Origin of the sequence: Pseudomonas sp. B14(2022) (assembly GCF_012030485.1) — a bacterium.
Taxonomy (GTDB): domain Bacteria; phylum Pseudomonadota; class Gammaproteobacteria; order Pseudomonadales; family Pseudomonadaceae; genus Aquipseudomonas.
Window position 1 is genome coordinate 24,698 of sequence record NZ_JAAUVM010000019.1, and the last position, 24,459, is coordinate 49,156.

The 24,459-nt window shown below is 59.4% G+C and carries 25 protein-coding genes and 1 pseudogene; 10 read left to right on the plus strand and 16 right to left on the minus strand.

What is annotated here, in order from left to right; genetic code table 11:
* The first annotated feature begins 12 nt into the window (after nt 1–12).
* Complete coding sequence (locus HCF10_RS23260; protein ID WP_131697109.1) at nt 13–1,446, plus strand: M48 family metalloprotease; 1,434 nt, start codon at nt 13–15, stop codon at nt 1,444–1,446.
* Between the two features lie 67 nt (nt 1,447–1,513).
* Here HCF10_RS23260 and HCF10_RS23265 read toward each other — a convergent pair whose 3' ends face one another.
* The 4 genes from HCF10_RS23265 to rpoE all read right to left on the minus strand — a co-directional run bounded on the left by HCF10_RS23265 (nt 1,514) and on the right by rpoE (nt 5,368).
* Nucleotides 1,514–2,953 carry a DegQ family serine endoprotease gene (locus HCF10_RS23265; protein ID WP_131697110.1) on the minus strand — a complete coding sequence of 480 codons (1,440 nt, stop codon included), beginning with the start codon at nt 2,951–2,953 and terminating at the stop codon, nt 1,514–1,516.
* Between the two features lie 234 nt (nt 2,954–3,187).
* A complete protein-coding gene (locus HCF10_RS23270; RefSeq protein ID WP_131697111.1) occupies nt 3,188–4,150 on the minus strand; it encodes a MucB/RseB C-terminal domain-containing protein in 963 nt (320 codons plus the stop codon).
* A gap of 16 nt (nt 4,151–4,166) precedes the next feature.
* The gene (locus tag HCF10_RS23275; RefSeq protein ID WP_012722767.1) at nt 4,167–4,754 is read right to left on the minus strand and encodes a sigma-E factor negative regulatory protein; all 588 of its coding nucleotides are present in this window, start codon (nt 4,752–4,754) and stop codon (nt 4,167–4,169) included.
* 32 nt (nt 4,755–4,786) lie between these two features.
* Nucleotides 4,787–5,368 carry an RNA polymerase sigma factor RpoE gene (rpoE, locus tag HCF10_RS23280; protein WP_003172477.1) on the minus strand — a complete coding sequence of 194 codons (582 nt, stop codon included), beginning with the start codon at nt 5,366–5,368 and terminating at the stop codon, nt 4,787–4,789.
* 463 nt (nt 5,369–5,831) lie between these two features.
* On the opposite strand from rpoE, the gene nadB reads away from it, so the two are divergent.
* The gene (gene nadB, locus HCF10_RS23285; RefSeq protein ID WP_167656492.1) at nt 5,832–7,436 is read left to right on the plus strand and encodes an L-aspartate oxidase; all 1,605 of its coding nucleotides are present in this window, start codon (nt 5,832–5,834) and stop codon (nt 7,434–7,436) included.
* Between the two features lie 206 nt (nt 7,437–7,642).
* Here the strand turns inward: nadB and HCF10_RS23290 are convergent, their stop codons facing one another.
* The 8 genes from HCF10_RS23290 to HCF10_RS23325 form a co-directional block, all read right to left on the minus strand.
* Nucleotides 7,643–7,807: a hypothetical protein gene (locus tag HCF10_RS23290; RefSeq protein WP_167656493.1), complete on the minus strand. Its 165-nt coding sequence runs from the start codon at nt 7,805–7,807 to the stop codon at nt 7,643–7,645.
* Between the two features lie 167 nt (nt 7,808–7,974).
* A complete protein-coding gene (locus HCF10_RS23295; RefSeq protein WP_167656494.1) occupies nt 7,975–9,030 on the minus strand; it encodes a hypothetical protein in 1,056 nt (351 codons plus the stop codon).
* Between the two features lie 84 nt (nt 9,031–9,114).
* Entirely contained in the window at nt 9,115–9,534 is a 420-nt protein-coding gene (locus tag HCF10_RS23300) for a hypothetical protein (RefSeq protein ID WP_167656495.1), read from the minus strand.
* 190 nt (nt 9,535–9,724) lie between these two features.
* Nucleotides 9,725–10,027: a hypothetical protein gene (locus HCF10_RS23305; protein WP_167656496.1), complete on the minus strand. Its 303-nt coding sequence runs from the start codon at nt 10,025–10,027 to the stop codon at nt 9,725–9,727.
* Entirely contained in the window at nt 10,014–10,280 is a 267-nt protein-coding gene (locus HCF10_RS23310) for a hypothetical protein (protein ID WP_167656497.1), read from the minus strand. Before HCF10_RS23310 ends, HCF10_RS23305 begins: the two co-directional genes overlap by 14 nt.
* Nucleotides 10,280–11,020, minus strand: a complete 741-nt coding sequence (locus HCF10_RS23315; RefSeq protein ID WP_167656498.1) for a hypothetical protein — start codon at nt 11,018–11,020, stop codon at nt 10,280–10,282. Before HCF10_RS23315 ends, HCF10_RS23310 begins: the two co-directional genes overlap by 1 nt.
* Before the next feature lie 777 nt (nt 11,021–11,797).
* Complete coding sequence (locus HCF10_RS23320) at nt 11,798–12,226, minus strand: hypothetical protein (RefSeq protein ID WP_167656499.1); 429 nt, start codon at nt 12,224–12,226, stop codon at nt 11,798–11,800.
* A 170-nt stretch (nt 12,227–12,396) separates the two neighbouring features.
* Nucleotides 12,397–13,836, minus strand: coding sequence for a tyrosine-type recombinase/integrase (locus tag HCF10_RS23325; protein ID WP_167656500.1), 1,440 nt, complete (start codon nt 13,834–13,836; stop codon nt 12,397–12,399).
* A gap of 43 nt (nt 13,837–13,879) precedes the next feature.
* On the opposite strand from HCF10_RS23325, the pseudogene HCF10_RS23330 reads away from it, so the two are divergent.
* Nucleotides 13,880–14,071, plus strand: a pseudogene (locus tag HCF10_RS23330) (L-aspartate oxidase); the annotation flags it as partial.
* Here HCF10_RS23330 and HCF10_RS23335 read toward each other — a convergent pair.
* Together HCF10_RS23335 and HCF10_RS23340 are read right to left on the minus strand one after the other, a co-directional pair.
* Entirely contained in the window at nt 14,040–14,486 is a 447-nt protein-coding gene (locus HCF10_RS23335; protein ID WP_131697113.1) for a protein YgfX, read from the minus strand. The pseudogene HCF10_RS23330 and the gene HCF10_RS23335 overlap by 32 nt on opposite strands.
* Entirely contained in the window at nt 14,470–14,724 is a 255-nt protein-coding gene (locus tag HCF10_RS23340) for an FAD assembly factor SdhE (RefSeq protein WP_027604321.1), read from the minus strand. The genes HCF10_RS23335 and HCF10_RS23340 overlap by 17 nt, the downstream gene beginning before the upstream one ends.
* Nucleotides 14,725–14,864: 140 nt before the next feature.
* Here HCF10_RS23340 and ygfZ point away from each other — a divergent pair, with 140 nt between their 5' ends.
* Together ygfZ and HCF10_RS23350 are read left to right on the plus strand one after the other, a co-directional pair.
* The gene (ygfZ, locus tag HCF10_RS23345) at nt 14,865–15,806 is read left to right on the plus strand and encodes a CAF17-like 4Fe-4S cluster assembly/insertion protein YgfZ (protein ID WP_131697114.1); all 942 of its coding nucleotides are present in this window, start codon (nt 14,865–14,867) and stop codon (nt 15,804–15,806) included.
* Between the two features lie 36 nt (nt 15,807–15,842).
* Nucleotides 15,843–16,664 carry an HDOD domain-containing protein gene (locus tag HCF10_RS23350; RefSeq protein WP_131697115.1) on the plus strand — a complete coding sequence of 274 codons (822 nt, stop codon included), beginning with the start codon at nt 15,843–15,845 and terminating at the stop codon, nt 16,662–16,664.
* On the opposite strand, the gene HCF10_RS23355 is transcribed toward HCF10_RS23350, so the two are convergent.
* Nucleotides 16,665–18,050 carry a sensor histidine kinase gene (locus HCF10_RS23355; protein WP_131697116.1) on the minus strand — a complete coding sequence of 462 codons (1,386 nt, stop codon included), beginning with the start codon at nt 18,048–18,050 and terminating at the stop codon, nt 16,665–16,667.
* On the minus strand, nt 18,043–18,714 hold the full coding sequence (locus HCF10_RS23360; protein ID WP_131697117.1) for a response regulator: 672 nt from the start codon (nt 18,712–18,714) through the stop codon (nt 18,043–18,045). Before HCF10_RS23360 ends, HCF10_RS23355 begins: the two co-directional genes overlap by 8 nt.
* Nucleotides 18,715–18,949: 235 nt before the next feature.
* On the opposite strand from HCF10_RS23360, the gene HCF10_RS23365 reads away from it, so the two are divergent.
* The 5 genes from HCF10_RS23365 to HCF10_RS23385 all read left to right on the plus strand — a co-directional run bounded on the left by HCF10_RS23365 (nt 18,950) and on the right by HCF10_RS23385 (nt 24,330).
* Nucleotides 18,950–20,242, plus strand: coding sequence for an OprD family porin (locus HCF10_RS23365; protein WP_167656501.1), 1,293 nt, complete (start codon nt 18,950–18,952; stop codon nt 20,240–20,242).
* 45 nt (nt 20,243–20,287) lie between these two features.
* Complete coding sequence (locus HCF10_RS23370) at nt 20,288–21,271, plus strand: Bug family tripartite tricarboxylate transporter substrate binding protein (RefSeq protein WP_131697119.1); 984 nt, start codon at nt 20,288–20,290, stop codon at nt 21,269–21,271.
* A 63-nt stretch (nt 21,272–21,334) separates the two neighbouring features.
* Nucleotides 21,335–21,793, plus strand: coding sequence for a tripartite tricarboxylate transporter TctB family protein (locus HCF10_RS23375; protein WP_131697120.1), 459 nt, complete (start codon nt 21,335–21,337; stop codon nt 21,791–21,793).
* 1 nt (nt 21,794) lies between these two features.
* Entirely contained in the window at nt 21,795–23,309 is a 1,515-nt protein-coding gene (locus HCF10_RS23380) for a tripartite tricarboxylate transporter permease (protein ID WP_131697121.1), read from the plus strand.
* Nucleotides 23,302–24,330, plus strand: coding sequence for an AbrB family transcriptional regulator (locus tag HCF10_RS23385; protein ID WP_167656536.1), 1,029 nt, complete (start codon nt 23,302–23,304; stop codon nt 24,328–24,330). Before HCF10_RS23380 ends, HCF10_RS23385 begins: the two co-directional genes overlap by 8 nt.
* Nucleotides 24,331–24,459 lie beyond the last annotated feature (129 nt).

Sequence of the window (24,459 nt, forward strand, 5' to 3'; positions counted from 1 at the left end):
AAGGCTCTGTGCATGACTTTTTTGCGCCCTACCCTGCTGACGCTGGCTTGCCTGCTGGCCTCCCCAGGCTTCGCTGACGACCTGCCGTCACTTGGCGACGCCAGTTCTGCCATTGTCTCGCCGCAACAGGAATATCAGTTGGGCCGTGCCTGGCTGGCTTATCTGCGGGGCCAGGTCTCCCAGCTGAACGACCCTCAGCTCAAGGACTACGTGGAAACCAGCGTGTACAAGCTGGTAGAAACCAGCCAGGTGAATGACCGGCGCCTGGAATTCATCCTGATTAACAGCCCGCAGTTGAACGCCTTTGCCGCACCCGGCGGTATCGTCGGCGTGAACGGTGGCCTGTTTCTCAATGCCCAGACCGAAGGGGAATATGCGTCGGTACTGGCCCACGAACTGGCTCACTTGTCCCAGCGCCACTTCGCCCGTGGTGTCGAGGCGCAGCAGCGCATGCAGATCCCAATGATGGCCGCCCTGCTCGGCGGCATCATTGCGGCCGCCGCCGGTGCAGGGGACGCGGGTATTGCTGCGATCGCCGGCACACAGGCCGCGGCCATCCAGGAACAACGACGATTCTCTCGCCAGAATGAGCAGGAGGCGGATCGTATCGGCATCGTCAACCTGGAGAAAGCCGGCTACGACCCGCGCTCCATGCCAACCATGTTCGAACGCCTGATGCGCCAGTACCGCTTTGACGCGAAGCCGCCGGAATTCCTGCTGACTCACCCGGTGACCGAGTCGCGTATCGCCGACACCCGCAACCGCGCGGAACAAGCCAAGGCCGGCGGCAAGGAAGACAGCCTGCGCTACCAGCTGATTCGCGCACGGGTACAGCTGCAATACGAAGACACCTCAGGACTCGCCGCCAAGCGCTTTCAAGCGCAACTGGACGAAAATCCGAAAAACGATGTGGCACGCTATGGCCTGGCCATCGCCCAGATCAAAGCCTCCCAGTTCAAGCAGGCACGGGAAAGCCTGCAACCCTTGCTGACCAAGGCGCCCAATGACATCACCTACAACCTGGCGCAGATCCAGCTGGACATCGACAACAACCGCTTGCCCGATGCCCAGCAGCGCACGGATCGAATGCTGTCCCAATACCCGGGCAACTACCCACTGAATCAGATTCGGGTAGATCTGTTGCTTAAGCAGAACCGCACTGCCGATGCGGAAAAAGCCCTGGATGGCTTGCTCAAGTCTCGCCCGGACGATCCGGATGTGTGGTATCAGGTCGCCGAGACACGCGGTTTGTCCGGCAACATCATCGGCCTGCATCAGGCGCGTGCCGAATACTTTGCATTGGTGGGTGACTTTCAGCAGGCGATTCAGCAGTTGGACTTTGCCAAACGTCGCGCCGGCAACAATTTCCCGCTGTCGTCACGTATCGATGCACGCCAGCGTGAGCTGATCGAACAGGAACGCCTGGTTAAAGGCATGATGAGCTAAACCCATCGCCCACAAAAAAGCCCCGCCCTCGTAAAACGAAAGCGGGGCTTTTTATTGGCCGGGTGGGTTACTCGGCCAGCTTGAAGGTAATGAAGCTGGCGCGCCCCTGACGAAGCACGCGCATCGATACCGAGCGGTTCTTCGGCAACGCCTTGGCGATGTCGGTGAACTGCTTGGTATTGTCAATCGCCTGATTGTTCAGGTGAGTGATCACGTCGCCAGGCTGCAGGCCGATCAAGGCTGCAGGGCCGTCCTGCACTTCCTTGATTACCACACCGCTTTTGAGGTCGAAGCTTTTCTTCTGCTCATCGGTCAGCTCAGCCACGGCAATACCCAGGCGGTTGCTGCTGCGCTCGGCGCCCGGTTTGGTATTACCCAGGGCATCCAGGGTCGCGCCCTCTTCAGGGATCGCACCCACGGTCAGCTCAACATTCTGGCGCTTGCCGTCACGAATCACTTCCAGCTTGGCCTTGCTGCCGGCCTTGAGTGCGCCAACCAGGTGGGGCAGGTCGGCCGACATAACGATCGGTTGACCGTTCATGCTCAGGATCACGTCGCCGACTTGCAGGCCGCCTTTGGCAGCCGGGCCATCGTCCTGGATTTGCGCGACCAGGGCGCCAGCCGGTTTGTCGAGGCCGAAGGATTCAGCCAGGTCCTTGTTTACTTCCTGGATGACCACGCCCAACCAGCCGCGACTGACCTTGCCACCGCTTTTCAGCTGATTGGAAACATCCATGGCCACGTCGATAGGAATGGCGAACGATACCCCCATGAAGCCACCGGAACGGGTGTAGATCTGCGAGTTGATCCCCACCACTTCGCCCGCCAGGTTGAACAACGGGCCACCGGAGTTACCCGGGTTGATCGGCACGTCGGTCTGGATGAACGGCACATAGTTCTCGTTCGGCAGGCTGCGACCAATGGCACTGACGATGCCCTGGGTGACGGTATGGTCAAAACCAAACGGCGAGCCGATAGCTACCACCCACTGCCCAGCCTTCAGGTCCTGGGACTTGCCCAGTTTCAGCACCGGCAGGTCTTTGCCTTCGATCTTCAGCAAGGCCACGTCGGAACGCGGGTCTGTGCCTACCAATTTGGCTTTCAGTTCACTGCGATCGGCCAGGCGCACGAGGATCTCGTCGGCGTCGGCAATCACATGGTTATTGGTGAGGATGTAGCCATCTGGCGAAATAATGAAGCCAGACCCCAGGGACTGCGCTTCACGCTGGCCACCACCGCCGCCACGAGGCGTACGCGGTTGTGGCATGCCACGCTCGAAGAACTCGCGCAGCATAGGCGGCAGGCCTTCCAGGTCAGGCATTTGCTGGTTGGAGACTTTGCGATCCGGCAGCTTCTGGGTGGTACTGATGTTCACCACGGCAGGCGAGGCTTGCTCAACCAATTGGGTGAAGTCAGGCAACTCGACCGCTTGCGCGGATACAGCCTGACCCAGCACCAATACCGTGGCGACTATGGATAGGTAGGACTTCAAACGTGGTATCGACATACAGCTCCCGTTACGACGAGCAGGGTTGAGCGACAGGGTTCAATAAACGCCGAAAACTGCGACCGACATTTTTGTTCCGCGAACAAAACAAGGCCAGAGCCGACAAGCCCTGACCTATAAAAAACATGGGAGATTTTTGCAAGTGAAAATGCTGATCCAGACATTTCATGCTCTCGGCAGCCAACCTGGCATGGACGTACTGTGAAATATCTGGATGAACATAGGATTAACGACTCACGGCTTGGGGGTGACCTTTTTTTCACCGCGCACCGACAGTGCGATGCGTTCGGCGGTCCCAATAGGTATTTCGCCCACGACCGTCACCATCATTTCGCCATCCACCGTGTTCAAACGACGAGATACAGCGACCGTAGGGCCTAATTGGGTGCGAGTCTCGGTCACGCTCACATCGCTGATGGGTTCAAGAAACACTGAGAAGCGCGCCAGCCCATCTTCATACATCAGGCTGTCGACCCTGGTTTTGGTATGGGGGTCCTTGCGGGCGCTGCTATTGGTCAGCTGAAAGCCTGGCGGTAACCACTCCAAGTGCCAAGCCTCGACGGCTTCTACGGCCGCTGCCTTGGTGTCGCCGACGGCTATAGACGTGCATTCGCTGCTGGGCTGCAAGTCACGATCATTGGGCGTGGTGGAGGTGTCTAATCGAGTGAACTGAAAGCGCTCCAGCAACTGTCCTTGATCGTTCAGCAACAAGGATTTAAGCGGCAGTGCGGTTTCACGATCAAGGTGCAGCTCAAAGCCGTAGCGGTATTGATCACGCGGCGTGATCGACACAATTACCGCATTACGACCGGCCACGCGGGATTTTCCGATAACGGCCAGTTCGTAGAATTGATTGAGTTTTTCGGGATCAAGTGCGCGCGAAGGTGCATCACGCGAATTGCCAAGGCCGACGACAAGAGTGCCGCTGACGCATTGAGTACGACCATCTACACGGACGACTTCCTGGGCAGAACCATCAAGCTGCAAGAGCCGCTCACGGACCTGGCCATTCTGGACGCGATGCCAGATGTCATGGGTAGAAAAACTGCCATTACGTTCGTAGACAAACGTACCTTGAAAACTTTGCTGCTGCTCTGCACGCCCAAGTCGAGTTAGCCAGTCTTGGGCTTCATCGGCATGGGCGGGGAGTGCAAACCAACCACTGAGCAATAGCGTAAGGAGCGGTATGGCGCGCATAGGGCTCCTTAACGTATCAGCGGTTTTCCAGGCTTGCAGCGCGAGCGTATGGCAAAGCGCTTTCAGTGCCTTTCAAAGCGGATTCCTGTGCGTGTTGGCGCAAGTAGCCTGGAAGACGCTGGTCCTGCCAGCCGGATTGCCCTTGCAACACACCGTTAGCCATAGGGCCGGTGGTATCAGAGCTTTCCTTGTAGCCGGCCAGAACCGCTGGGCCTTTGACTTGCGGACCGGCCATGACCGGTTGCTGAGTCTGCTGGGCCAGTTCGGCACCGGCGATTTCGTCCTGGTTATACAGGCGAACACCGGCCAGCACTGCAACAGTTACCGAGGCAGCAACTGCCAGGCGACCCAGGCTGCGCCAAGGGCCACGAGTAGCTTTTGCCGGAACGGCTTCATCAGCCAGCGCGGCAGAAACGGCCGCAGCAATATCCAGACGAGGGATTAGAAGATCCTTGTGCATCACCGCCCGAGCGACTTGGTAACGAGACCAGGTATCACGGGTTTCGGCATCATCAAATGCATTAAGCACCCGACGAAGTTCCAGTTCATCCGCTTCGTTATCCATCACTGCGGACAGCGATTCCTGCAGGGCATCACGACTCATGGCGGTTCCTCTCTTGGCTGTCGCCGCTGTCTTTAGTTTTCCTGCAACAACGGTTGCAAGGCTTTATCGATGGCTTCCCGGGCCCGGAAAATCCGTGACCTTACAGTCCCCACCGGACACTGCATGACGCTCGCAATGTCTTCGTAACTCAGACCATCGAATTCACGTAAAGTTAACGCCGTACGTAAATCTTCTGGCAGTTGCTGAATTGTGCGATGAACGGTGCCTTCAATCTCGTCGCGCAGCAATGCACGCTCCGGCGACTCGAGATCTTTGAGGCCGTGATCACCATCGTAAAATTCTGCATCTTCTGAACTTACATCGCTATCCGGTGGGCGGCGTCCGCGAGACACCAGATAGTTCTTCGCCGTGTTGATGGCGATGCGGTAAAGCCACGTGTAAAACGCACTATCACCGCGAAAATTGCCCAGTGCACGATATGCCTTGATAAAGGCTTCCTGTGCAACGTCCTGCGCTTCATGGGTGTCGTGCACAAACCGCACGATCAACCCGAGAATTTTGTGCTGGTATTTCAGCACTAGCAGATCAAATGCTCGCTTGTCGCCGCGTTGAACGCGCTCGACCAGCTGCTGATCCTCTTCCTGGGTTAGCATGAACACTCCTCGTTGTGCTTGAAGGAGGCTTGCATAACTAAACGATCAGGCTTGCAAACATAGACTCGGACTTTTCGCAAAAGTTCTCCCCCTCCAAGCAAGTTTCCGGCATGCACTGATTTGGCACACACGAAAAACGCAGCGCGGGTAACGCCGGCTGCGCGAATAATCTTGTCGTCGGTTTTCTGACGCGTCCAATGCTCCCGACGGGCCAATAAACTCAACGTTTTCCCAGCTTTCGGGCAACCTGCTATTGAGTAGAGGCCTATGCAAAAAGTTCCCGCCTCAATAACCGGGTGATTTTACCCGCGCCGCGCACCGTAATCTCACATTGCCACGAATGCCCGGCTATTGTGCCGGTCCCCCCCTCTATATACTAGTGGCCCGTGTGACCCTTTGATTCGCCGATCCAGGCGTCCTGTTTGCGCCAGCCCTGTGGATCGCTTTTTGCGGAATCCTTCAAATGAGCCAACAGTTTCAACACGATGTCCTGGTGATCGGTAGCGGCGCGGCCGGCTTGAGCCTTGCGCTGACCCTTCCCAACCACTTGCGCATTGCCGTCCTGAGCAAAGGCGACCTGGCCAACGGTTCGACATTCTGGGCCCAGGGCGGCGTCGCCGCCGTGCTGGACGACACCGACACGGTGCAATCCCATGTTGAAGACACCCTCAACGCCGGCGGCGGCCTCTGCAACGAGGACGCGGTGCGCTTCACCGTCGAGCATAGCCGCGAGGCGATCCAATGGCTGATCGACCAGGGCGTGCCCTTCACCCGCGACGACCACGCCGGCAGCGACGACAGCGGCTTCGAATTCCACCTGACACGCGAAGGCGGCCACAGCCATCGCCGTATCATCCACGCCGCCGACGCTACCGGCGCCGCGATCTTCAAGACCTTGCTCGACCAGGCCCGCCAACGCCCCAACATCGAACTGCTGGAGCAACGCGTCGCCGTCGACCTGATCACCGAAAAACGCCTGGGCCTGGACGGCGAGCGCTGCCTCGGCGCCTACGTGCTCAACCGCACCAGCGGCGAAGTCGACACCTACGGCGCGCGGTTCACCATTCTTGCCTCGGGTGGCGCCGCCAAGGTCTACCTCTACACCAGCAACCCCGACGGCGCCTGCGGCGACGGCATTGCCATGGCCTGGCGCTCGGGCTGCCGGGTGGCCAACCTGGAATTCAACCAGTTCCACCCCACCTGCCTGTATCACCCGCAGGCCAAGAGTTTCCTGATCACCGAAGCCCTGCGCGGCGAAGGTGCACACCTCAAGCTGCCGAACGGTGAGCGCTTCATGCAGCGCTTCGACCCGCGCGCCGAGCTGGCACCGCGAGATATCGTCGCCCGCGCCATCGACCATGAGATGAAGCGCCTGGGTGTCGACTGCGTCTACCTGGACATCAGCCACAAGCCCGAAGCGTTCATCAAGACCCACTTCCCGACCGTCTACGAGCGCTGCCTGGCGTTCAACATCGACATCACCAAAGGCCCGATCCCGGTGGTGCCGGCTGCGCACTACACCTGCGGCGGCGTGATGGTCGACCAGCATGGCCGTACCGATGTACCCGGCCTGTACGCGATTGGCGAAACCAGCTTCACCGGGCTGCACGGCGCCAACCGCATGGCCAGCAACTCGCTGCTCGAATGCTTCGTGTACGCCCGCTCGGCGGCAGCGGACATTCTCGAACAACTGCCACGCATTCCCGTACCGGCCGCCCTGCCCCGCTGGGATGCCAGCCAGGTTACCGATTCGGACGAAGACGTGATCATCGCCCACAACTGGGACGAGCTGCGGCGCTTCATGTGGGACTACGTGGGGATCGTGCGCACCAACAAGCGCCTGCAACGGGCGCAACACCGGGTGCGATTGCTGCTGGATGAGATTGATGAGTTCTACAGCAACTACCGAGTAAGCAGAGACCTGATTGAATTGAGGAACCTTGCTCAAGTAGCGGAACTGATGATCAGGTCTGCCATGGAACGTAAGGAATCTCGGGGTCTGCACTACACGCTGGACTATCCAGAGATGTTGCCAGAGGCGAAGGATACGATCCTTACACCGACCTGATGAGGCACGTTAGGAGCCCATAGCGTAGCACCATAGGACCCCGTTTTGTAACAGCTTTGGCGCACATTTGTCCCAACGCTGGGGTCCTTATCGCCTGCCCGCAAGGGGTCCTTATCGTGCGCCTGAGCGAGCGTGCGAGGGCCTACGGGGGGTAAGCGCGCAGGTTAGCTATGACAGGTGGTCTCAGGGAAATTTGTGTCAGATTCTCAAAGGGCCCCTAACGTATCTGCTACGACCTCACCGATCAGCTCAGCGATCAGCTCGCCATAGGCTGCACCGTAAAGGACCGCTACGGTGCCTATCAGTTTCCACGTCGCCTTTGAGGTCAACAGGGCCTTAAGGACGGCCAACCATGGTTTCTTGGCGTCCATAGCGGGCTCCTGCGTGGAATGTGAGTTTGAATGTGGGTCATTGCCCTGCCCTGCGCTTTGCGCGTAGGAACGTGATACGGAATGGGCTCAACTGAAGGTCCACCGCGTGGATAGACGCTCAGGTCAGCCCACAAGGCCCGTGAAGGGCCCCATGGTTACAGCGGGTATTACGGCTTGGCGACCACACGGGTGATCAGTGGGAAGCTCACGACCTCAGTCTGAAGTTTCTCAGTAGGGTCCACTGGGTTTGCCAGCTTGAGCTTGACCTTGGCCTGAGCCATCACGTCAGCAATGCCGGTGATCTCGATGTCCCAACCTTGGATGCCAGCGTTACGGGTAGCATGGATCGACCACACGTCACCGTAATTGCCTTCACGGAACGACAGCGAGGCAAAGCCTTTAGGCAGCATGAATACGCCACGGTTAGTGCCCGAGTAGAACTGAGTACGGCAACCCAACAGGTCCTCAACGTCATCCACACCAGCACGTTGGGCGGCACGTTCAAGAACAGCTTGTTCGGTCATGTGCATCAGCAACACGAAGTCGCTCAAGGAGTTACCAACCGATTGGTTGATGCTCAGAGTCAAGGCGTCGATCCAGTCCTCAGCACGGTCGCGCGGCGAAGTGCCCGCAATGGTGACCTCTTTGGCCTCAGTGCTTGGGGACTTGATCAGGATGTCCACAATGGTCGAACCGCAAGCCTTCTCGAAGTCGGCCAGCATCTTGTCCATCATCTGTTCCATGCCGTTGCCGGTGAAACCAGCGACCACATGAGCATCCAACAGGGTGAAGCGGTGCGAGAAGAATGCAGCGGTATTGGTCGGCTCGGTGAAGATGAAGTCACCAGCTACGGCCTCGCCTTCAGTCACCAGCGAGTGATCATAAATCGACTGGCGTGGGTCGAATTCGATGTTGCGGTTGACCATATTGACCAGTTGCACAGGGGTCGGCTCGGTGCCACGCGGACGGAACTCACAAGGGATAGCGTCGATAGCGCGTTGGTGCCATTCGCCGCCATTGAAGAATTCGTCGATGCCTTTAACAACGGCCTGAGCTACGGCGCTTGCATCAGGGGCACTTGCAGAGGTGGAAGCCTGTGTATTGAAGCGCAGGTCACCGCCATTGCCCCATACAGCCTGCTCGTAAGAGGTCACTGCTTGTGGACGGTCAGTGTGTTCACGGTGATCGGTGTTCTTGAAGGAATTGGGGGTACGGGTAGTCATTTAGGTTCTCCTGAGGTTTTAACGGAAAGGGTTCAAGGAGACGCCAGCAAGGGCCAGCATCACCAAGGGAATCACAAGGTTGGTTTATTCGAAGTCGCCAGAGGACCACGACGAACGACCATTGGCCGAACGGATAGCGGCACCCATGGAACGGTACTTTTCGTCACGGGCTCGGCGCGCGGCTGCCTTACGGGCGACTTCGAGGGCCGTTTGGTTGTACGAAGCGAAGCGCTCAGCGTGGGCCTTAGCGGCTGCTTCTTGCTTGGTTCGTTCCGCAGCAGCGGCTTTATCCGCACGAATGTACGCGGCATAGGCAGCAGGGCTACCTTCGAGGCTCAGACCAGCTTCAGCGTATTGGCGACCAATGGAAGCGATGTTTGGTTCGTTCTTACCAGCGGTAGCGACCAACATGGTCAGCATGACGCCCTCGGCGTAAGCACGGTTGACGGATTGACCTTGGATTTCCACAGTCTCAGGGGTAACGTTTTGGATATTCAGATTCATGGTTGTGTGTCTCCTATATAGAGACATTGATTCATGGCCTTGCCGCATAGAGGCAACGTGACCAGATGGCAAGGAGTAGCCGCACGGGCCTCTCAAGGTCATGATCAATATCTTCTGGGTTTTGGGTAGGTTGTTCGCGATCACGGGTCTACAGCTTGGCGGGTGTGATCTTGGTGCCGATGGCGGACGGCTATGGGTGAAGCGGGGTTACTACGGTGATCGGTGATCGGGTCAGCGGGATTCGCATGGGTACCATCAGGACCGCATCGAGATGCAGTGTGGTGGTCTGGGTGAACTGCTTCACGAGAACCAGTAGGCCGGGATGGGCCAGCTTAAGGAGGCCGCAAAGGGCCACTACGTCAACGCCCTGCTCACCCTTGCGGACGATACGTTCACGGGCGTCACGGTCTCGCCAGATGGTGCGAAGGGTGACCAGTTTGGTTCGGCTTGCTGGGGTCGTGAAGAAAGCGTTGAGCTGTTCAGAGAAGGTCATAGCGCTTCATCAGCTCAAGGGTGGCCGGGTCGTGCTGCTCCAGTGCGGCGCTCTCAGTCTGTTTAGCGTTCCACCATGCCCGACTTGCAGGTCGACGGTTCTTGCGTGCTTGGTGTGCCTTACGGTGGCGCTCAGCGGTAGCTTGACGGACCTCAAGGGGATGACCCGCAAGCATCATGGACAGAGTGCGAACCAGTCGGGTGCGCTGGGCGCAGGACATGGCGAAGTTCGTGTTGGGCTCGTTGCGGCTCATTAGATCGCCTCCTTGGTCACACGACCCCAGCGGTCAACACGAGAGGCCTGAGCTGCCTTCTTGGCCTGAGCCTTGCGGCGGTTGCCGTCAGCTACTCCGGTGTTGATAGTCTCTGTGTTGCAAACCAGCCAATCGAGGCCACCGGGCTTGACCCTCCAGCCTTCACGGTTCCCGAAGTCGCTCGATACGACCACGAAGTGTCCGAGGTCGAAAGCTTTCTTAGGAGGTCGCACAGGGCCGTCAGGCGTACCGAAGCTATCCACGGCACGCACGAAACGCTTGCACGCATGCAGGTACTTAAGGGCCAAAGCGGGGTGCTGAATGCCTGCTACACGGCATGCCTCGGTCCATGTAAGACCAGCGCCACGGGCCTTAAGGTCGAGTGTCGTAGCCTTGGGCATGTTGGCGTCCAAGAGGGCATCTTTATGGCGCAGTTCACGGACGGCACTGTTACGCATGGCGATGAACGCACGGATGACCATCAGATAAAAATCAGTCGAAACCCACATGGCGTAGGCAATTGCGCCCTCTTCTGTAGCGAGGGTCCCGTTACCGTGGGAGACATGCAAATTTGCATCTTTGATCAGGGCAGTTTGTACAGCATTACGCCACTGACCCGGCTCCCGAACATTCAAGGCCTTGGCGATCTCGTTTAGATCCCACATTCCATCTTCATTCGGCTTGAAGGTTTGACCATCGATAACAATGGGCAGCAAATCGGCTTGGTTGTCGATGTTCATAGTTGTGTTTTCCTTTTGAATGCTCCCTGAGTCACATCCACCGGCCAACCTCCAAGGCCCCACAACGGGCATCGGCAAGTGGCAAAGGAAGCATTCAGAAAGACTTGGAGTTTACGGGAGTGGCGTGTGATCGCCGTCGCAGGTGGCCGTGGTGTGGGTCATCTGGTTATTGTGGGTGTTTTTAAATTCGTCTCAATTGTGACTGGATGGCCGGATTGGTCACGGTCTGTGGAGACCATCGGAGCTATGCAAATTTGCAGGGCAGTAGACCCGCGCACAAGGTGAACCTAAAGTTACTCAATTAGAACTTAAAGTATTATTCTTTAATAGATTAATCTTATAAGAATTAACACTCTAAGTCCCTTTAAGCTTCTTTATATAAACCTTAAGAGCCTTTATATGGGTCCACAAACCAACTCGGTCCGTGAATCATAAAAGGCCCCTCTAACCGTGCGATCAGTGATAGGAGGCCCAAACCTATCAAGGGTCTACTCACACGAGGTGAACAGACAGAATCGCTACAGTGGTCCTCGATGCTGGACCCGCAGATCCCGTTAGGGCTGCGCTTGGTGGCCGTATCGGTCTGGGTATTAGCCACTGACCGGATACGCCTTACCCGCAGAGGGCCACCTTGGAGGTGACCTTACGGCATCTTGTGCGGAGGGAACGTGTCCTCTCCTTATTGTGGGTGTTTTTAAATCTTCGCCGAACGTGCCGCTAACGTGCAAAACCTAAAGACGAAACGATAACCTGCCATCAAAAGGCGATAGGTTACGTTCAGGCCCCAGCGACGACTCCCACCTGTACATAGCCGCCCCAAATTTTTGACACTAAAAAGCATAAGCCGCCTGCAAGCATTAAAATATTTCTGCCCTTCGCATACCTATTGGTCGCACTCACGTAACTTTTCGCCCAACGCTCTGCATTCGCACGTGCTGCCCCCTCATTTATATCCCGAAGTATCTCAAAGCGGATAACCTTGACTGTTCGATCCATTCGCTGAAAAGCACAGAAAGTGCTAAACGACACAAGCAGCAGACTTATCAATTGCAGAGTGATGAAATCATACTTCAACGGAGCGAATTTTATAGTCTGCGCAAGATAGGCACTTGACGCCAAAAGCGCAGCCGCTATGAACTGATCATACTTCATAGCAGAGTCTAAATATGTTTTGTATTTATCACTGTAGCCGCCCTTCACACTCACGAGACAATCTCCTTTTATTGAAAAATCAACCACATTTCTGCACATATCTCAACGCTTCAGCTATACCCTTCACTAATGCTGCCGCAATGCTCTATAACGATCATATACAAGCCCTGAACTGTGCCTAAGTTAGGCTGAACATCCCAAGCATAGACCAAGAAGTCGTGGGTTCAGACGTCTGAGAAAGTCCTAACGAGCGCCTCAGCCATACGTCCCACCTCAACGGCGCTCCCAGCCCCATACAGGTCATAACTGATAGACCCCGAAGCGTGCCCCAAGATGGACTCAGCGGTCCCCACAGGCACCTCAGCGGCCTTCAAGGCACCGGCCAGCGAGTGACGCAACGAATGGAAGGTCTGGGTCCGATCAGCGTTCAACGTCAGGACCTCCCTAAGGGCCCCATTGAGCACGTTCGAGAACTGACCGGCGCCAAGTGTGAATAGCCGGGAGTCTGCCTTTCTGACGAACTCAAGGAACGCCTGAAGATCGAAGCCGTAGGCACCATCAGTCAGTGGCACAACACGGAGAGCATTCTTGGTCTTAGCTGTTTTGCCATCATTCCTATTGATGTCGATGACCCACACGCTGCCGACCTGTTTAACGTCAGCCTTGGTCAACTGCCTGAGTTCCTCAATACGGGTCCCAGTGATCACCCCGAGGGACAATGCCCAGCGCTGCCAAGCGTCCACTGGTAGTGAATTAGCGTGAGCCATCAGGGCCTTTACCTGATCCTGAGAGAGCGCCTCGCGCGAGCTGTCAGCGCCTTTCGTTGGCTTCAGACCCTTATCAAAACTCTTGTCGAGGTAGCCGTTATTCACAGCCCAATCCATGACAGTCGATAGCCGGGTCAGCTGCTTCTTAACCGTCGAAGGCTTACGGTCCTCAAGGAGCTTGTCCCGAAGGTTCTTCATGTCCTCCCGTGTGTGGGTCTTCATGTCCAAGTCGCCAAGGATCGTGCCGATAGCCTCGCACGATGACTTCACGTCCCGCATGGTGCTGACCTGAATGCTGTCTTTACGTTCCGCCATGTAGAGCCCAGAAAGGGCCTTGAATGTCAGACCCGAAAGAGCACTTACAGATAAGGGCAGGGAGAGGGCCACAGACGTGCTACAAGATTCGCCATTGAGGTCCTTAACGATCTCGACCAGTTTCCCCGACCGGCCCCGCATACGCTCCTGAGAGGCCTCAAGGATCTCAAGGGCCTTACTGACTGCTCGTTGCTGATTGATGCTCAGGGGCAACTGTGCGGACGCCTTACGGAGCGCCAAGTGATGCTCATCGTTGATCATCTCGTAAGCGACCAGTGAACTGTCACCGTGTGCCATCGTCAGGTTGTACTCAGCGATGTCTATAAGGCGCTCACGAAGTTCATCCCATGGCGCTTCTGGGTTGTCCAAATGATAGGCCTTCAGAGTCGATAGGATGTCGTCGGAGATGGTCATTGCGGTGGCCTTGTCGGTAGTCCTGAGTGACAGCGTGAAGAAGCCCTTAACGGTTCCTTGAGGGCGAAGGCGAAGGTAATAGCGACCAGACCGGCGATAGTGGTACGGCTTGGCGAGCGCAGTTTGTAACAGGTTTGTCCCACTTGGGGAGCGGTGGTTGACGGTCATCGGCTGAAACCCCTGTATCCATTGGGTTTAGCCTCAAAGGGTCGAGTTCTACAGCAACTACAAGGTCAGCCGTGACCTGATCGAACTGCGCAACCTGGCCCAAGTCGCGGAGTTGATGATCCGCTCGGCCATGGAACGCAAAGAGAGCCGGGGCCTGCATTACACCCTCGACTACCCGCAGATGCTGCCCGAGGCCCGCGACACTATTCTGGTGCCAACCACCTACGGCGGCTGAACTTCAAGCGAACCCGCAGGCGCCGGTGTACATCGGCGGCCTGCGAATCCGTCGGCACGCAGACCGAACGCACCCACCACTCGCCCTGCACGCGATAGCGCAACACGACAATCAGCGGCAACGCCACGCTGTCGGGGCGCAGTTGCACGCTATGCCAACCGCGCTCCCTGCTGAATAACTGCCAGCCATCTTCATCGCGACGCAGGCCACGAATCGATGAACGGTGAGTCAGCAGGATATGACGCGGCAACACCCACCCGGCGTGAGCCAGGCACAACAGCATGCCGAGGCTTGAATAGTGCAGATCGAGAAACAACAGCGCACCCAGCGCGAACAGCTGGGCAAGGAGATACGCCGCCAGCAACAGCCGTGAGGCCTGCCAGCGGCATTCGAATCGATTACTTGGGCTGGACACGATCCAGGATCATCCGGACCATGCGCTGCAGCTCAGGGTCTTCGGACTCTGCGCGCTCCATGAACCAACCGAACATGTCCTGATCTTCGCAAGTCAGCAGCCTGACGTAGAGATCGCGATCTTCCTTATTGAGCGTCGCGTATACCTCTTTGGTAAAAGGCACCAGCAACACATCAAGCTCAAGCATGCCACGACGGCTGTGCCAGTAGAGGCGATTGATTTCTACATCTTCGACCATGGAGCGCTCCTCAAATAGAGCGCAAGTATACAGGCCCGACGGCACCGGAACAGTCGGCTTTGGTCGCCCCATACGTAAACTATCCATTTGCCGAGCGCCCCTCTATGATGCACCCATGACTTTTTGACCTGCGATGACCCATGGCTGACTCTGCTTTCTTCTGCCCCCTATCCCACGAAGGCGTTCTCGCCGTCCGCGGCTCCGACGCTGCCAAGTTCCTGCAGGGACAACTCACCTGCAACCTCAATTACCTGAGCGACACCCAGGCCAGCCTCGGTGCGCGCTGCACACAAAAAGGCCGCATGCAGTCGAGCTTCCGTATCCTGTTGCAGGGCGACGGCGTACTCCTGGCCATGGCCACCGAGCTGCTCGAACCGCAACTGGCGGACCTGAAGAAATACGCGGTGTTCTCCAAGTCCAAGCTCACCGACGAAAGCGCCGCCTGGGTGCGTTTCGGTGTGATCGATGGCGATCAGGCGCTGACCGGCCTTGGCCTTGAGCTGCCTGCCGAGACGGACAGCGTTGCCCGTACCGAACACCTGATCGCCATCCGCGTCTCCCCCGCCCGCGCCGAACTCTGGGTACCTGCCGGGCAAGCCGACAGCGTACGCAGCCAATTGGCCGCACAGCTGACACAAACCGATTTGAATAACTGGCTGCTGGGCCAGATCCGCGCCGGTATCGGCCAGGTCATGCCCCAGACCCGCGAACTGTTCATCCCGCAGATGCTCAACCTGCAGGCCGTGGGCGGCGTCAGCTTCAAGAAAGGCTGCTACACCGGCCAGGAAATCGTCGCGCGCATGCAGTACCTGGGCAAACTCAAGCGTCGCCTGTACCGCTTGAGCCTGAACGCGGCTGAAATGCCCGAGCCAGGCACCCCGCTGTTTTCCCCCAGCCACAACAGTGCGATCGGCGAAGTGGTGATTGCAGCAAAAGCTGACCAGGCGATTGAACTTCTGGCGGTATTGCAAGCCGAAGCTGCCGATAGTGGCGATGTGCACTTAGGCACGCTGGAAGGCCCCGGTTTGCAGTTGCTTGACCTGCCTTACACGCTTGACCGCGATCGTGAGATCCAGCGTTAGTCGCCGTATTTTTCTGCAACACCCTAGAGAGCATGAATGAGCAAACTGGCGGAAAAAATCCAACAGGCGTTGGTTAAGGCCATCGACAACGATGACCTGGTTCTGCCGACATTGCCGGAAGTGGCCCTAAACATCCGTCAGGCCGCTGAAGACCCGGAAATCAGCATCAGCCACTTGAGTAAAGTGATCGGCCGCGACACTGCGTTGTCGGCGCGCCTGATCAAAGTGGTCAACAGCCCGTTGTTGCGCGCCACCCAGGAAGTCACCGACCTGCACACCGCCATCACCCGGCTGGGCACCAACTACAGCAGCAACCTGGCCATCGGCCTGGTGATGGAGCAGATCTTCCACGCCCGTTCCGAGGTGGTCGAACAGAAAATGCGCGATGTGTGGCGCCGCAGCCTGGAAGTGGCGGGCGTCAGCTACGCCCTGTGCCGCAACCACAGCCAGCTCAAGCCGGACCAGGCAGCGCTGGGCGGCCTGGTGCATCAGATCGGCGTGCTGCCGATCCTGACCTACGCCGAAGACCACTATGAGCTGCTGTCAGACCCGGTCAGCCTCAACCACGTGATCGACAGCATCCACCCGGTGCTGGGCGACAAGTTGCTGAGTGGCTGGGACTTCCCGGAAATGCTGGCGAAACTGCCGGGCCAGTACCTGAACCTGGAACGCGACTCAGCCAGCCTCGACTACATCGACGTAGTGCAGATTGCCGTGCTGTATTGCCATCACGGCACCGACCACCCCCTGGCAAAGGTGGACGTGTCCAGCGTGCCCGCCATGAAGAAACTGCGCGTAGACCCTTACAGCGAGAAGCTGCGCGCAGAGCTGGATGAAGCGCGCGCGATGTTCGATTGATCAACCCGCGATAAAACTCACCCGTACCTTCAACCCCGCCTGCTCGCCGTCATGCAGGCTGATTTGCGCCAGATGCGCGCGACAGATTTCGCCGACGATCGCCAGCCCCAGGCCTGAGCCCATGCCTTGCTGGCTGCGGCGGTAGAAGCGCTCGAACACCCGGTCGCGCTCATCCAGCGGAATACCGGGGCCGTCATCCTCGACTTCCAGTACCGCCGGCGCCGTCACCCGCAGGATCACATTGCCACCCGGCGGCGTGTGCGCCAGGGCGTTGTCCACCAGGTTGCTCAACAGCTCGTTGAGCAGCGTCGGCTCGCCGCGCAACCACACCGGTTCATCCGCCTCCAGCGCCAGTGCCACGCCGCGCGCATGGGCCAACGGCGCCATGGCCATGCCCAGTTCACGGGCCAATTGGCTGAGGTCGAGCAACTGCGCGCCACCTTCGGCAATCGCCCGGGCACCGTTTTCGATGCGCGCCAGGGACAGCAACTGATTGGCCAGGTGGGTCAACCGATCGGTGCCTTGGGCCGCGGTTTCCAGGGTACTGCGCCAGGTCGCGGGGTCTTCGGCGCGCAGGCCCAGTTCCAGGCGCGCCTTGAGCGCCGCCAACGGGGTACGCAGTTCATGGGATGCATCGGCAATAAACTGCGCCTGACGCTCGAACTGGCCGCGCAGGCGTTCGGTAAAGTGGTTGAGGGAACGCACCAGCGGGCCGAACTCATGCTGCACCTCCACCAGCGGCAACGGCCGCAAGTCGTCGGGCTGGCGCTCTTCCACCGCCGTGCGCAGGCGCTCCAGCGGGCGCAAGGCGGCGCTGACGGCGAACCACACCAGCAACAAGGCGCCGATGGCGAGCATGCCCAGGCGCAGCAAGGTGTCGGCCATCAGGCTGCGGGCCATGCTCACGCGTGCTTCATCGGTTTCGGCCACGCGGATTTCCGCCATGCCGTTCATGTTCGGTTCGGAGACCGCCTTGAGCAGGCTGACCACCCGCACTTCCTGGCCTTGGTACTTGGCGTTGTAGAAACGCGCCAGCGCCGGGTAATCGTCGGTGCGCGGTGTGCCGGGGGGCGGGCCGGGGAGGTTTTCGTAGCCGGAAATCAGCTTCTGATCAATGTCATTGACCTGGTAATAGATGCGCCCGGCGCTGTCGTAGGCAAAGGTGTCCAGGGCGACATAGGGCACGTTGGCGCTGAGAGTCCCGTCCACTTGGGTCAGGCCGGCGGCGATGGTACGCGCCGAGGCCAGCAACGTGCGGTCATAGGCGGTGTCGGCCGCCTCGCGGCCGTTCCAGTAGGCACTCATGCCACTGGCGAGCATCAACAGCACCAGCAGCAGCGCCAGGTTCCACAGCAGGCGCCAGCGCAGGCTGCTGGGCTTATGCATCGCGGGCTTCTAGCAGGTAGCCGAGACCGCGGAACGTCACGATGGCGATGGGGTGGCCATCGAGCTTCTTGCGCAGGCGGTGCACGTAGATTTCGATGGCGTCGGGGCTGGCCTCTTCGTCCAGGCCGAACACCTGGGAAGCCAGTTGCTCCTTGCTCATCACCCGGCCTGGTCGGGCGATCAGCGCTTCGAGCACGGCTTGCTCGCGGGAGGTCAACGTCATCAGCTCGCCGCCCACGGTGAAACGGCGGGTGTCGAGGTCATAGACCAGCACACCGCAGGCCTGCTGGCGCTCGCCGCCCAACACACTGCGGCGCAGCAGCGCCTTGACCCGCGCTTCCAGTTCGGTCAGTTCGAACGGTTTGGCCAGGTAGTCATCAGCGCCGAGGTTCAGGCCATGCACGCGGTCCTTCACATCGCTGCGCGCGGTCAGCATCAGCACCGGCAGGTTTTTCCCACGCGCCCGCAAGCGCGCCAGCACCTCGAAACCGTCCATGCGGGGCAGGCCCACATCCAGGATGGCCACCGCGTAATCCTCACTGCTCAAGGCCAGGTCGGCGGCCACGCCGTCATGCAATACGTCAACGGTCAAACCCGTGCTCTTGAGCGCTTGGGCGACGCTTTCGGCGAGTTGCAGATGGTCTTCAACCAGAAGGACACGCATGGATTTCCACCTTATTCGGACGTGGTCGGCGCCACGCTTTGCCGGGCAGTTTACAGGCGCCGACTGCCCTGTGAAGCCTGAAAACATTGAAAGACCGCTGAAAGGTTAGTGAAAGCTTCGCCCTTTAGCATCAAGCCACGGTAGGTACTGCCTGCCGAGCGACCTGATGGGTCGCGCCCGAAAAACGCCTCGAAGCGTTTTCGCCAAAATAAGAACAATAACGGAGTGCACCACGATGCTGTCGACACAGCCCCAGGCTTGCCCGCCTGTTCGTATTTCCCGCCTGACCCACACCGCCTTTGCCAGTGCCGCTGCCCTTGCCGGCTTTTCGCCGCTTGGCCAGGCTGCCTTCTTCGAAGACAGTAGCGCGACCCTGGAAACCCGCAACATGTACTTCAACCGCGACTTTCGCGACGGCACCAGCGCGCAGCAATCCAAGCGCGACGAATGGGCCCAGGGCTTCATGCTCAACCTGCAATCGGGCTACACCGACGGCACCGTCGGCTTTGGCGTGGATGCACTGGGCATGCTCGGGGTCAAGCTCGACTCCAGCCCCGACCGCACCGGCACCGGCCTGCTGCCCACCCACGACGATGGCCGCGCCGCCAACGAGTACTCCAAGCTGGGCCTGACCGGCAAAGTGAAGATTTCCGCCACCGAGCTGAAGATCGGTTCGCTGATGCCCGAGCTGCCGGTCCTCAAGCCCAACGACGGCCGCATCCTGCCGCAGACCTTCAACGGTGGCCTGATCACCTCCAAGGAATTCAAGAACCTGGTCTTCACCGGTGGCCGTCTCGACAAAGCCAAGGACCGCGACGACAGCAACTACGAAGACATCGCCCTCAACAACAAGAACAGCCGCTTCCTCAGCGGTGCCACCGGCAAGCATTTCAACTTCGGCGGCGTCGACTACAAGTTCGCCGACAAGATCACCGGCAGCTACCACTTTGCCCAGCTCGATGACGTGTATCGCCAGCACTTCCTCGGCCTGGTCGCCGCGCGTCCGATGGGCCCCGGCACCTTCGCCACCGACCTGCGCCTGGCGCTCAGCGATGACACAGGCGCAGCCCGTGGCGGCAAGATCGACAACACCTCCCTCAACGGCCTGTTCAGCTATGCCCTCAATGGCCATAAGCTCAGCGCCGGCTACCAGCATATGTCCGGCGACAGCGCCTTTCCCTATGTGGATGGCAGCGACCCGTACCTGGTCAACTTCGTGCAGATCAACGACTTTGCCGGCGCCGAAGAGCGCTCCTGGCAGGCGCGCTACGACTACGACTTCACCAAGCTGGGCATTCCCGGCCTGAGTTTCATGAGCCGTTACCTGTCGGGTGACAATATCAAGCTCAGGAACGGCGACACCGGCAAGGAATGGGAGCGCAACAGCGAGATCAAGTACGTGGTGCAAAGCGGCACATTCAAGGATGTCGCCGTACGCCTGCGCAATGCCACGTACCGCTCCAACTATTCAGCCCGTGATGCGGATGAAATGCGCCTGCTGGTCAGCTACAGCGTTGCGCTCTGGTAAGTAGTGCCTGGTAAGCCACTCATAACAACAACGACGGAGATCACCATGACCCCTTCACTGCGTAAATTTGCCCTCGCCGCCGGCTGCATGCTGTTCGCCGGCCACCTGCTGGCCGCCGACGAACCCAAGCGCCCGGAATGCATCGCCCCGGCCTCCCCTGGCGGCGGTTTTGACCTGACCTGCAAGCTGGCGCAAAGCGCGCTGGTCAACGAGAAGCTGCTCAGCAAGCCGATGCGCGTGACCTACATGCCGGGCGGCGTGGGCGCGGTGGCCTACAACGCGGTGGTGGCCCAGCGTCCTGCGGACGGCGGTACGTTGGTGGCCTGGTCCAGCGGTTCGCTGTTGAACCTGGCCCAGGGCAAGTTCGGGCGCTTCGATGAGAGCGCCGTACGCTGGTTGGCCGCAGTCGGCACCAGCTACGGCGCCATCGCCGTTAAAGCAGATTCGCCCTACAAGACCCTCGACGACCTGGTTAAAGCCCTGAAGAAAGATCCGGGCAGCGTAGTGATCGGTTCCGGCGGCACCGTCGGCAGCCAGGACTGGATGCAAACCGCGCTGATCGCCAAGGCCGCCGGGATCAACCCACGCGAACTGCGCTATGTGGCGCTCGAAGGCGGCGGTGAAATCGCAACCGCCCTGCTCGGTGGGCATATCCAGGTCGGCAGTACCGACATCTCCGACTCCATGCCGCACATCCTCAGCGGCGACATGCGCCTGCTGGCGGTGTTCTCCGAGGAGCGCCTGGACGAACCGGAAATGAAGAATATTCCGACCGCCAAAGAGCAAGGCTACGACATCGTCTGGCCGGTGGTGCGTGGCTTCTACCTCGGGCCAAAAGTCAGCGATGCCGACTACGCCTGGTGGAAGGAGGCCTTCGACAAACTGCTGGCTTCCGAGGATTTCGCCAAGCTGCGTGACCAGCGCGAGCTGTTCCCGTTCGCCATGACCGGCCCGGAGCTGGACACCTACGTGAAGAAACAGGTGGCTGACTACAAAGTGCTGGCCAAAGAGTTCGGCCTGATCCAGTAATCGCCCCTTCTTCCTTGCGCGGCCACGCCCTCCTCCACAGCGGGTGTGGCCCAGGAGTTCTACATGCTCTTACAACGCATTTTTGCCGCAGTGCTGTTGCTGGCCTGTGCCGGCCTGGCACTGATGGCCTGGCCGTATCAGGCGGCTTTTTCCTACGAGCCGGTGGGGCCTCGGGCCTACCCACTGCTGATGCTCGGGCTGATGAGCCTGGCGCTGATCTATATGCTGATCCGCCCGCAGCCGACCAAACATACTGAAGAAGAACCCGCGCTGGACCGCGCCACGCTGGTCAAGATCTGCATCTGCGTGGCGCTGTTGATCGTGTTTGCCGCCACCTTCGAACCGCTCGGTTTCATTCTCAGCAGCATGCTGATCGGCATCCCCATGGCGCGCCTGTATGGCGGCCGCTGGGTGCCCAGCGTGGTGATCGTCAGCCTGATGGCCATCGGTCTTTATCTGCTGTTCGATAAAGCCATGGATGTTCCGCTGCCCCTCGGCCTGCTCGACGTTCTGGAGAACTGATATGGATACTTTCGGCTATTTGGGCCAGGGCTTCGGCGTTGCACTGTCCCCCTACAACCTGGTGACCGCCCTGTGCGGCACCCTGATCGGCACTGTGGTCGGCCTGTTGCCGGGCCTGGGCCCGATCAATGGCGTGGCGCTGTTGATCCCCATCGCATTCGCCCTGGGCCTGCCACCGGAATCGGCGCTGATCCTGCTGGCGGCCGTGTACCTGGGCTGCGAATACGGCGGCCGTATCAGCTCGATCCTGCTGAACATCCCGGGCGAAGCCTCCACCGTGATGACCACCCTCGACGGCTACCCGATGGCCCGCAAAGGCCTGGCCGGTGTGGCGCTGTCGTTGTCCGCGTGGAGTTCGTTCATCGGCGCGTTTATCGCCACCTGCGGCATGGTGCTGTTTGCGCCGCTGCTGGCCAAATGGGCGATTGCCTTCGGCCCGGCGGAATACTTCGTGCTGATGGTGTTCGCGATTGTCTGCCTGGGCGGCATGGCCGGTGACAAGCCGCTGAAGACCTTCGTGGCGGCGCTGATCGGCCTGTTCCTTTCGGCCGTGGGCATCGACGCCAACAGCGGCGTGTACCGTTTTACCGGCGATAACATCCACCTCACCGACGGCATCCAGTTTGTGGTGTTGGTGCTGGGCTTGTTCTCCATCAGCGAGATCCTGTTGCTGCTGGAAAAAACCCACCGTGGCCAGGAAGCGGTGAAAGCCACCGGGCGGATGATGTTCAACCTGAAGGAAGCAGGTTCGGTGTTCGTGGTGAACATCCGTTGCGGCCTGCTTGGTTTCATCATGGGCGTGCTGCCCGGCGCGGGCGCCACCTTGGCCTCGGCCGTGGCCTACATGACCGAGAAACGCCTGGCCGGTGCCAGCGGCAAATTCGGCAAGGGCGACATGCGCGGCCTGGCTGCACCGGAAACCGCGATCGGCGCGTCCGCCTGCGGTGCCCTGGTGCCGATGCTGACCCTCGGCGTTCCCGGTTCGGGCACCACCGCCGTGATGATCGGCGCCCTGTCGCTGTACAACATCACCCCCGGCCCGCTGCTGTTCCAACAGCAACCTGACCTAGTGTGGGGCCTGATCGCCTCGTTGTTTGTCGCCAACATCATGCTGGTGATCCTCAACATCCCGATGATCCGCATCTTCACGCGCATCCTCGCCGTGCCGAACTGGGCGCTGGTGCCGGTGATCGCGATCATCACCGCGATCGGTGTGTACGCGGTCCACGCCACCACCTTCGACCTGTTCCTGATGGTCGGTATCGGTATCTTCGGCTACATCCTGCGCAAGCTGGACTTCCCGCTGTCGCCGGTGCTGCTGGGCTTTATCCTCGGCGGCCTGATGGAGCAAAACCTGCGCCGCGCGCTGTCGATCTCCAACGGTGCGCTGGAAATCCTGTGGTCGAGCCCGATCACTTTTGGCGTCTGGGTGCTGACCGCCATCATGCTGTTTGTACCGTTGCTGCGTATCTGGCGTAAACGTGCCCAACAGCGTCGTGCCGTGGCCGATGTCTGAGGTCACCTTTAAACATTGGTGGGGAACACCGCTGGTCGGTCTGGCCGGCGGTTACCTGGCCAGCCTGGTCGGCTGGCCTTTGCCGTACATGGTCGGCTCATTGCTGGCGATTATCCTCGTGCGTTGCCTCACGCCGTGGCAATTGGCGGAGATTCCCGGCGGGCGCAAATGCGGCCAATGGGTGGTGGGCATCGGCATCGGCCTGCATTTCACCCCGGTGGTGATCGAGCAGGTAATGAGCCACTTCGGCCTGATTTTCTTTGGTGCGCTGGTCACCAGCCTGTCGAGCGTGGTGGGCGTGTGGTTGATGCGCCGCAGTGGTGAAGACCGCGCCACGGCGTTTTTCTCCAGCATGCCGGGCGGTTCCGGGGAGATGGTCAACCTCGGCGCACGCAATGGCGCGGTGCTCAGCCGCGTGGCGGCCGGGCAGAGTTTGCGCGTGCTGGTGGTGGTGCTGTGTGTGCCGGCGATCTTCAAGTATTTGCTGGACGGCGGTGCGCCGCAGTTTCATCCGGCGCCGGTAAGTTGGGCGTGGCTGGCGGTGCTGTTTCCAGTCGGTGCTCTGGTGGCCTGGGGCTGGCAGCGCTTGCATCAGCCTAACCCGTGGTTGTTCGGCCCATTGCTGGTCAGTGCCACGGCCAGCGTGGTGTGGGACCTGCATATCGGCCTGCCCGACGGTGGCAGCCAGATCGGCCAATGGTTGATCGGCAGCGGGTTGGGCTGCCACTTCAATCGGCAGTTCTTCCGTCGAGCGCCGTCGTTCATGGGGCGCACCTTGATCGGCACGGCCTTGACCATGGCGCTGGCAACGTTGGCGGCAGTGGGCTTGAGCGCTCTCACCCATCTGGACCTGCGCTCGCTGACCCTGGGCATGATGCCCGGCGGGATTGCCGAGATGAGCCTCACGGCCGAGACCCTGCAACTGTCAGTGCCGTTGGTGACGGCGATGCAGGTAATGCGCTTGTTGTTTGTGCTGTTCCTGGCGGAGCCACTCTTCCGGCACTGGAACCGGCAGCCATAACCCTTCTCTATCAAGGGCCCGTTCCGGGCCACTGACCATTGGTCGGCACTGTCATTTCTCACAGCTATCCACGCTGCCTGGGGCGGCGCTAAGTTGCTGAAACGACGAATGCGCAATCGACATTCCAGT